At 61.1% G+C, this 8,376-nt stretch carries 6 protein-coding genes, 1 tRNA gene and 3 pseudogenes; 5 read left to right on the top strand and 5 right to left on the bottom strand.

Annotated elements, in window-relative coordinates:
* Positions 1 to 66 precede the first annotated feature (66 nt).
* Positions 67 to 228, top strand: a pseudogene (locus QN357_RS16030) (ATP-binding protein); the annotation flags it as partial.
* Positions 229 to 271: 43 nt separating this feature from the next.
* Here the strand turns inward: QN357_RS16030 and QN357_RS16025 are convergent.
* The 4 genes from QN357_RS16025 to QN357_RS16010 all read right to left on the bottom strand — a co-directional run bounded on the left by QN357_RS16025 (position 272) and on the right by QN357_RS16010 (position 3,438).
* A complete protein-coding gene (locus QN357_RS16025; RefSeq protein ID WP_322140258.1) occupies positions 272 to 499 on the bottom strand; it encodes a M1 family aminopeptidase in 228 nt (75 codons plus the stop codon).
* Between the two features lie 344 nt (positions 500 to 843).
* Entirely contained in the window at positions 844 to 1,287 is a 444-nt protein-coding gene (locus tag QN357_RS16020; protein WP_322135575.1) for a PRC-barrel domain-containing protein, read from the bottom strand.
* A 141-nt stretch (positions 1,288 to 1,428) separates the two neighbouring features.
* On the bottom strand, positions 1,429 to 2,313 hold the full coding sequence (locus QN357_RS16015) for a fructose bisphosphate aldolase (RefSeq protein ID WP_323505188.1): 885 nt from the start codon (positions 2,311 to 2,313) through the stop codon (positions 1,429 to 1,431).
* A gap of 147 nt (positions 2,314 to 2,460) precedes the next feature.
* A complete protein-coding gene (locus QN357_RS16010; RefSeq protein ID WP_323505187.1) occupies positions 2,461 to 3,438 on the bottom strand; it encodes an L-lactate dehydrogenase in 978 nt (325 codons plus the stop codon).
* Positions 3,439 to 4,138: 700 nt separating this feature from the next.
* Here QN357_RS16010 and QN357_RS16005 point away from each other — a divergent pair.
* From QN357_RS16005 to QN357_RS15995, 4 genes and pseudogenes are all read left to right on the top strand, one after another.
* A complete protein-coding gene (locus tag QN357_RS16005; protein ID WP_323505186.1) occupies positions 4,139 to 6,736 on the top strand; it encodes a plasma-membrane proton-efflux P-type ATPase in 2,598 nt (865 codons plus the stop codon).
* Positions 6,737 to 6,932: 196 nt separating this feature from the next.
* Positions 6,933 to 7,377, top strand: a pseudogene (locus tag QN357_RS19600) (hypothetical protein).
* Positions 7,378 to 7,384: 7 nt separating this feature from the next.
* Complete coding sequence (locus QN357_RS19595) at positions 7,385 to 7,651, top strand: hypothetical protein (RefSeq protein WP_369125166.1); 267 nt, start codon at positions 7,385 to 7,387, stop codon at positions 7,649 to 7,651.
* Positions 7,652 to 7,907: 256 nt separating this feature from the next.
* Positions 7,908 to 7,978, top strand: a tRNA-OTHER gene (locus tag QN357_RS15995).
* Positions 7,979 to 8,148: 170 nt separating this feature from the next.
* On the opposite strand, the pseudogene QN357_RS15990 reads toward QN357_RS15995, so the two are convergent.
* Positions 8,149 to 8,376, bottom strand: a pseudogene (locus QN357_RS15990) (hypothetical protein); the annotation flags it as partial.

Raw genomic sequence — 8,376 nt, 5'->3', positions numbered from 1 at the left:
GCTCGACCTACTCCCCACAGGGGATGCGGCACTCAGAGTCGGAACGAACGTATGGGAACCTCAGTTCGCTGGGGCGACGTCTTCGGCGACCAGGTCGTGGCCGCGGCCATGATCGACCGCATCGTTCACCACGCCGACGTCATCTCACTCAAAGGCGCCAGCTACCGGCTCAAGGACAGCGGAATCACCACCCTGCCTTCCGCCAGACCCGAAAACACCGTAGAATAGATGAACCACGGTGGCCTACTTTTCGAAGAGCACCAACGGCCTACTATTCAACGAGCGTCGACACCTGGGTCTGCGATGTTGGGCGTCCAGCCGTTGTTTGCCTCCAGGTATGGCATCGCGTCGGCAAACTGCGCAGGAATCGTTGCGGTGCCTTGATGCTGAGCGCACAGCCATTCGATGTAGGTGGCCAGCCTTCATTCAGCCAGATATCCTTCCAGCCAGAGGGCGTCACCGAATCGCCGAACCATTGGTGCCCGAGTTCATGGACCACTGTTGCTTCGTCCGCGACCTGTGAGTAAACAGGCGGGGTTTGAGTCTCTAGGGCGTAGTCGACTGAATCGTCGACAGTCGGGGTTTGACGGCGTGTTAAAGCGAGGTCCTCGCCCTAACTCAAGCCACGCCGACGCAAACGTCCTTACGGCTTGATCAGAGCGTTGACCGCTGGCAGCCCGAGGTTGCTCTACTCTGGCACCCTCGGCTTCCTCGCCGGGGCGGAGTCCTACTCCGACGTTCAGCGACGCTTCGAGGCGTGAAGCGATCCTGTGCGTGCTTGGGGGACGGGGAATCGCGGAGGTGTCCTCTGGCTGTGTTCAGGAATGCATTGTCGAACGATGGTCAGCGATACCACTTGCCGGCGAGTGGGTCCTCACCTGGGTACGTCGGAAGTGAGTAGCCGGGGCTCCAGAACGGCATGACTCCGTAGTAACCGTAGGTATTTTCGTAGAATTCCTTTTGGTTCACGAGTTCTGGGTCGTACGTGGGGGCACCGGCGATGTGCTCGGCGGACTGGCTGATGTGGACTTCGTCCTGGGTGATTTTCGTGATCGCATCTATCGGGATGAATGATTTGGCTTCTCCAAGTCCCAGGAAGCCGCCGGAGGCCACTTCAAGGAATCGAATCTTGTTCTCTTTTTCATCCAGGAGCAGCGCGTCGATTTTCCCGAGGGGTTGGTGGTCTTTGTCGAACACTCGCCGACCTCGAATGTCATCTTCTCGCTCGGCGACGGTTTCGTCACTGTCCTGTAGCCTGACCAGCTTGTCGAAGTGCGCATCTGTCATTTTCCCTATCCGTTCCGGCGGTGTGCCGCCTTGTCTTGCGTTGGCTGGTGGGTCGCTTTCATTCGGGAGGCGGAGTGACAGGTCCTGTCAGGCCCTGTCAGGATCGACGACGTTGCGACCCGCGTCGATCTCGGATGTGGTTCAGGTGGTGGACGCTGCGTAGATCCGCTCGACAGAGGCGGCCAGCACGGCGTCGAAGTCGGCGTCCGATTGTTGGGCGGTGAGGCCTTCGAGAAGAGCGCGGCTAAAGCTGGCGCTCAGACCGAGATTCTCGGCCAGCAAGCGGCACGCCTTCGTCTGACTGTAGCCACCAGAAAGGGCCACCACTCGCAGCACCATCGGATGGTAAATCAGGTCGGAGTAGAAACCGGCTACCGTCGGGATCGACAGCTTGAGGATCACCGGCTGGTCGGTGGAGAGCCCGTCGAGGGCTGCCAGGGCATCGGCTTTGAGGAAGTTTTCGGCCTCGGCCTTGTCGGGAGCGTTCACGTCGACTTCGGGTTCTAGGATCGGCACAAGGCCGTGGACCAGAATCTGCCCTGCGACGGAAAACTGTTGGTCGACGATCGCCTGGATTCCGGCGGGGTTGGCTTCCTTGATCACGGAACGCATCTTCGTACCGAACATCGTGCGCTCAACCGCACGTGCGAGGAGGGGTTCCAGCTTGGTGAGTGGCTTCATCAACTGGACACCGTCTACCTCGACAGCGAGGCCCTGGTCGACCTTGACAAACGGCACGATGCCCTTGGCGGTGAGGTAATCACCCGTCAGCTGGCTGCCAACGGTGCGGTCCATGGTCTGCTCGAAGAGGATCGTCGCGAGAATGCGGTCGGAGGTGAAGCTTTCTGCGGTCATCACGCGGGCGCGCATCTGATGCATCAGGTCGAACATCTGCTCGTCGGTACTGTAGGACGACGGGTCTATTCCGTAGAGCTCCAGTGCGCCGCTCGTGCTGCCGCCGCTCTGATCGAGCGCTGCGATGAAGCCGACTCCGGTGTTCATTCTTTCTGCTTGTTCGGTATTCAAAGTCCCTCCAAAGGTTGTGGACTCCATTTCAGTCTAGTGAGCAGCGATCCTCGTCTGAGTCGAGTGGCCGAGGGCGGTGTGTCCGCCACTTCTGCGTTGGCTCTGGTCGCCTGAGCGTGGCCGTAGGTGCGTTGGTCGACGGCGGCCTTAGGGCAGTCTGAGGGTGTCGAGGGTCGCGCGCAGGGTATCAGCCGAGTGCTTGAACAGTTCCTGCTCCGCGTCGGAGAACGGCACCTCGATTACCCGGGACACACCGCCAGCGTTGACGACCGCCGGAACAGAGAGTGCAACCCGGCTGATGCCGCGATAGTCGGTGAGCAATGAGCTGACCGGAAGTATGGCGCCCTCGTCTCGCAGCACGGCCTCCACTATTCGGGCTCCGGAAAGTCCGATCGCATAGTTCGTGGCGCCCTTGCCTGCGATCACCCGGTATGCGGCGGTCTTGACGTCCTTGGTGATGGCCGCGAACTCGGCCTCGGAGAACTGCGCCCGGTCGTCTGACGCCGGCGAGATGTCGTCCTTGACCCATTCGGAGAGGGAGATCGGACCGACGCGAGCCTGAGACCAGAGCGGGAATTCCGAGTCGCCGTGTTCGCCGATGATGTCGGCGTGTACGTTGGCGATTGCGACGCCGACCCGGTGCGCGAGCAGCCAGCGGAGCCGCGAGGAGTCGAGGACGGTGCCTGAGCCAAAAACCCGTGTCGACGGGAGCCCGCTGAAATGAAGGGCCGCGTAAGTGACGATGTCGCACGGATTGGTCACGATCATGAACACGGCGTCCGGCGCCCGTTCGACGAGCTTGGGCATCAACTCACGCAGGATGCCGACGTTGACGGCAGACATATCGAGACGTGATTGTCCCGGGTGCTGCCGGGCTCCTGCTGTGATCACGACCATGTTCGAGCCCGCGATCGCGTCGAGGTCCGCCCCGCCGGACACGCAGGAGGCGCCGGTGAACTGCGTGCCGTGGGCGAGGTCGAGTACTTCGGCTTCGACCTTGGGCTTGTTGATGTCATAGAGCACCACCTCGCGGGCTGATTGCCGGATCAGCGCCGCGTAAGCGAGCGAGGTGCCGACGGCGCCCGCCCCGATGATAGCCAGTTTGGAATTCTCGATTGCACTCATGAATCCACTCTCCTCCTTCGCAGTTTCCTGCGTCGCGGCGAATTGGAGGTCACCCGGATGTCGCCGCATCCTGGATGCATGGAAACACGGCCGATCGGCCGTATCGCTCGTCTCGCTGGCGGATTTCCGATCTGCAGATGTAGCATGAAAATGCGATCCCGTCCACCGATTGTGATGGGTCATGTGTGCACTTTCGATGTGAACGCGTGTATGTCTCGGTCGCTCATCCAGTGAACCAGGCTCAGTAGCGAGCGGTTCATGAACCGTCTGAGACCGAGGGAATCCATGGCCGATGCTACGCACGAATCCACCACCATGTCCGAAGTACCACAGTCTGGTGAGCCCGCCGAGGTCTCGCCCGCTGCCGAGGTCTCGGTCCGGCGCTGGAATGAGCTGAAGCGCGAGTACAACCTTCGCCACACGACACTCGAGCGGTTCACTGCGCCGATTGCACCGGCTGACGAGCCGGGGCTCTTGCCGGCGCCGGGTTATTCTCCCAGTTAAGCCACCATACCGAAATTCATTGCACCGGCTAAAACCTTGTTTTTGTGCAACACTTGCATGAGAGCATCATTCGCGGAGGCGGACAGTCGGGTACTTCCGGCATCGGCATCGGCACCGAACGCGATTCACGTACACCGCGTGCGTCGCAGGTGGTCAACTCAGGGAATTGGATCATGATGAAAACGCGAGCCCGGGAATGAGCACGGACAAGACCACGAACGCTGCGGCCGATTCGGCGACGTTAAAGCCCGACCCGGCACACGACCTGAAGTCGCTCCCGATGGCTGAGGTCCAGAAGCGGCTCGGCAGCTCACCGGACGGGCTGACCCAGTCAGAGGCCGACACACGCCTGGCAAAGTACGGTCCGAATGAGATCGCCGAGCATACGACGAACCCGCTTCTGAAGTTTCTTTCCTACTTCTGGGGCCCGATTCCGTGGATGATCGAAGTGGCCGTGGTTCTGTCCGGAGTGGTCGGGCACTGGCCCGACTTCTTCATTATCCTGGTGCTTCTCATGGCGAACGCTTTGGTCGGGTTCTTCGAGGAGCGCCAGGCCGGAAACGCCATCGCCGCCCTGAAGGACACGCTCGCTATCAATGCCCGGGTTCGACGTGACGGCGCCTGGGTCACGCCCGCCGCCCGTGAGCTGGTGCCGGGAGACGTGATCCGTCTGCGGCTGGGGGATATCGTTCCCGCGGATGCCCGACTGCTGGAGGGCGACGAGATCGAGGTCGACCAGTCCGCGCTGACCGGCGAGTCACTGCCCGTGACGTGCGCGGCCGGGGATGCGGTGTTCTCGGGTTCGATCGTGCGCCGCGGCGAGATCGGCGCCATGGTCTATGCGACCGGCGCCCATACCAGCTTCGGTAAGACGGCCGGTCTGGTGCAGGATGCCCATACCGTCAGCCACTTCCAGAAGGCCGTTCTGAAGATCGGCAACTACCTTATTCTCCTCGCTCTCGCGTTGGTGACCGTGATCGTGGTGGTGTCGACTCTGCGGGGCGACCCGATCCTGACGACACTGCAGTTCGCGCTCGTGCTCACGGTTGCGGCTATCCCGGTGGCGATGCCGACCGTGCTGTCGGTCACCATGGCGGTCGGCGCACGGCTGCTGGCCCGGGAAAAGGCCATCGTCAGCAAATTGGTGGCGATCGAGGAACTCGCCGGCGTAGACATCCTGTGCGCGGACAAGACGGGCACTCTCACCCGCAACGCGCTGACCCTGGGCGACCCGTTCAGCCTTGACGGTGTTTCGGCCGCGGATATCGTGCTCGCGGGTGCGTTGGCTTCCCGCGCGGAAAACGATGACCCCATCGACCTCGCCGTCCTCGGCGGTCTCCCGGAGAAGACCGCGATGGATGCCTACACGGTCACGCACTACCAACCCTTCGACCCGGTTCACAAACGCACCGAAGCCACCGTCACCGACGACAGGGGTAGGACGTTCAGAGTCACCAAGGGCGCGCCCCAGGTCATCCTCGCTCTTGCCGACAATTCCGCGGACATCACCTCCGCCATTGACACCGCTGTGAATGACTTCGCCGCACGCGGCTTCCGGTCTCTGGGTGTGGCCCGCGCAGAAGGAGACGGAACGTGGCAGTTCCTGGGTGTCCTCCCGCTCTTTGACCCGCCGCGCGAGGACGCCGCATCCACCATCGCCACGGCGAAGGCGATGGGTGTGACTGTGAAGATGGTCACCGGTGACGCGATCGCGATCGCGAAGGAGACCGCCGCCAAGGTCGGTCTTGGCACGAATATTCTTGACGCGTCCGGCTTGGGCGACGTGAAGAAGAAGGAGACAGCGGCGGTCGGGGAATCCATCGAAAGAGCTGATGGGTTCGCCCAGGTCTTCCCCGAGCACAAATACCACATCGTCGACGTGCTGCAGAAGCGCGGTCACATTGTCGGGATGACGGGAGACGGCGTCAATGACGCGCCCGCACTGAAGAAGGCGGACTGCGGGATCGCAGTCTCGGGAGCGACTGACGCCGCCAGGGCCGCGGCCGCCATCGTTCTGCTCACCCCTGGTCTGTCCGTGATCATCAAGGCAATCGAGGAGAGCCGCCGGATCTTCCAGCGGATGAACTCCTACGCCATCTACCGCATCGCAGAGACCTTGCGTGTCCTGCTGTTCATGACGGTGTCGATCCTGGTCTTCAACTTCTACCCCGTCACCGCGATCATGATCGTGATGCTCGCCATTTTGAACGACGGGGCAATCCTGTCGATCGCCTACGACAACGTGAAGTATCGGAAGGCTCCAGAGGCGTGGAACATGCGTCTGGTGCTGGGCATATCGACCGTGCTTGGAGTTGCCGGCGTCATCGCCGCCTTCGGACTCTTCTATCTGGCCGACAATGTCTTCCACCTCGATCGCGACCATATCCAAACCCTGATGTACCTGAAGCTTTCGGTGGCAGGGCATCTCACCATCTTCCTGACCCGCACCCGCGGCCCGTTCTGGTCGATCCGACCGGCCCGCATACTGTGGGTGGCGGTCCTGGGAACCCAGGCCGTCGCGACCCTCATTGCCGTTTACGGGCTCTTCATGACTCCGCTCGGCTGGGGCTGGGCCGCCTTCGTGTGGGGCTACGCGATCGCCTGGGCGCTTGTCAACGACCGCATCAAACTACTCGCCTATCGCATCCTCGACCCCGCAGGGAAGAAAGGCACGGCGGGCCGTGCGCTCACACAGTCGGCCGCACACTTGTCCGACGCACCGGAACCCCAAGTCGCCTCCACGGATCCGAGCACAGAAGGCGCCGCATCGCGAGAAACGAAGGGCCAGTCATGAAGATAAAAACAAGTGGCTTCCGCGTCGAAGCAGGAAAGAATGCGGACCTCGCCAAGCGCGCAACGGATGTTGGGGATGTCTCGGGGCCGACACAACGTATAAACAGGTCTTGCCTCGGCGTATCAAAAAGCTGAGCGAGCTGCAGCGGTTGCACTACGCCTCGGTGCACTAGTCCGTGTTGGTGATCTTCCAGGGCATGGATGCGGCAGGAAAGAATGGAGCGATCCGACACGTCATGTACGGGGTGAACCCCCAGGGCTGCCAGGTCTCCAGCTTCAAACAGCCCAGTAGCGAGGAACTCGAGCACGACTTTATCTGGCGTCCGACCCGCCGCGGGCCGGATCGGCACCTTCAATCGCTCATACTACGAAGAAGTTCTCGTCGCGCGGGCGCACCCGGAGATTATGCACGGCGAGGGTATCCCGGCCGAACTCATCGACGAGTCGTCCATCTGGAGAGAACGGCATCGCTCGATTGCGGACCTCGAGGCGCATCTGAGCCGCAAGGGGACGATGATCGTCAAGATCTTCGTGAACCTTTCGAAAGAGGAACAGGCGAACGGATTCCGCGAACTCATCGACGTTCCCGAAAAAAAACTGGAAGCTCACTCTCTCGGACATTCACGAACGGGAGTATTGTGACTCGCATTTGTCGGCTTACGAGAAATGCCTGACAGTCATGAGCACCATGGACAGCCCCTGGTACGTGGTGCCGGCGGACAGTGAGAAGAACGCCCTGCTCGTTCTGTCCCAGATCATCGGGGACACGAGCGCAACAGGGAACTGGCTACTATCCGCGCTGAACTCTGAAATGCATAGCGGGCACGGAGAACTGAGACACAAAAAGAGAGGTAGCGTTTTTGGTTGTGTTCTACGGAAACGGTTGGGGGTCCGAATCCCTCCAGGGGCACCATAGACGGCTTACTCGAACCATCACCCCGTTCCGCGGCGGTGAGCAGATCGTCTACGGTTTACCAATGCTCTTGACGGTCTTTTGCGCTGCGTGTGGGCATGGACAGTACATGCGCGGTCCTTACGGTCGTCGGTGCAGTAAGAGAAGTAGCCAAGCTTCCCAAAATCAGCCGAATTGGGCGCATTCGGCTAACGATCAGCGTTCGTACAGACGATACATAGGTGTGGAATAAATGTGGACTTCGTTCTCTAAAAGCCTCGCACCCCAGTAATGGCCTCGCGAGAATTCGGAATCAGTGGGTTCCGGGTTCAAGTCCCGGGGGGTGCACCAGTAAAGCCAGATCAGCGAAGGGTTCCGTTCTCACGAACGGGGCCCTTTTTTGTTGCATTGAGATTCAGCCATGTCTGCGACATGTGCAGGTCCGCCAGATTCGACCATGACTTTGAGGCTCACGACCGCACGCCACGAGCAATACTTCCTGCCGGGCAACGCCCTGCGTTCTAGAACGGTGTCGGGTCGTCGGGGTCGTCGGGTGTGGGGTCGAGGTTCCAGACGTCCACGAACCGGGCCGGTGGTTTCGGTGCGGGTTTCGGTTTCCGGGGTGGTCTCATATCGGCCGAGGGTTCGACGATGTAGTTGTACCTGGCCGGGGAGGTCCATTCGATGCGACCGTCGCCGAGGTGCCTCGGCGACCACCGGGTGTAGCTCTTCACCGCGTGGTGATACGG

The organism is Cryobacterium sp. RTC2.1, from assembly GCF_035018685.1.
In the GTDB taxonomy this organism is placed as follows: domain Bacteria; phylum Actinomycetota; class Actinomycetes; order Actinomycetales; family Microbacteriaceae; genus Cryobacterium; species Cryobacterium glucosi.
This window is presented reverse-complemented; position numbering and strand designations above follow the sequence as displayed.

Bases quoted from the DNA above. Each gene is read 5' to 3' on its own strand.
- QN357_RS16010 (WP_323505187.1), bottom strand. From the start codon at position 3,438: ATGAGTGCAATCGAGAATTCCAAACTGGCTATCATCGGGGCGGGCGCC.
- QN357_RS16005 (WP_323505186.1), top strand. From the start codon at position 4,139: ATGAGCACGGACAAGACCACGAACGCTGCGGCCGATTCGGCGACGTTA.
- QN357_RS16020 (WP_322135575.1), bottom strand. From the start codon at position 1,287: ATGACAGATGCGCACTTCGACAAGCTGGTCAGGCTACAGGACAGTGAC.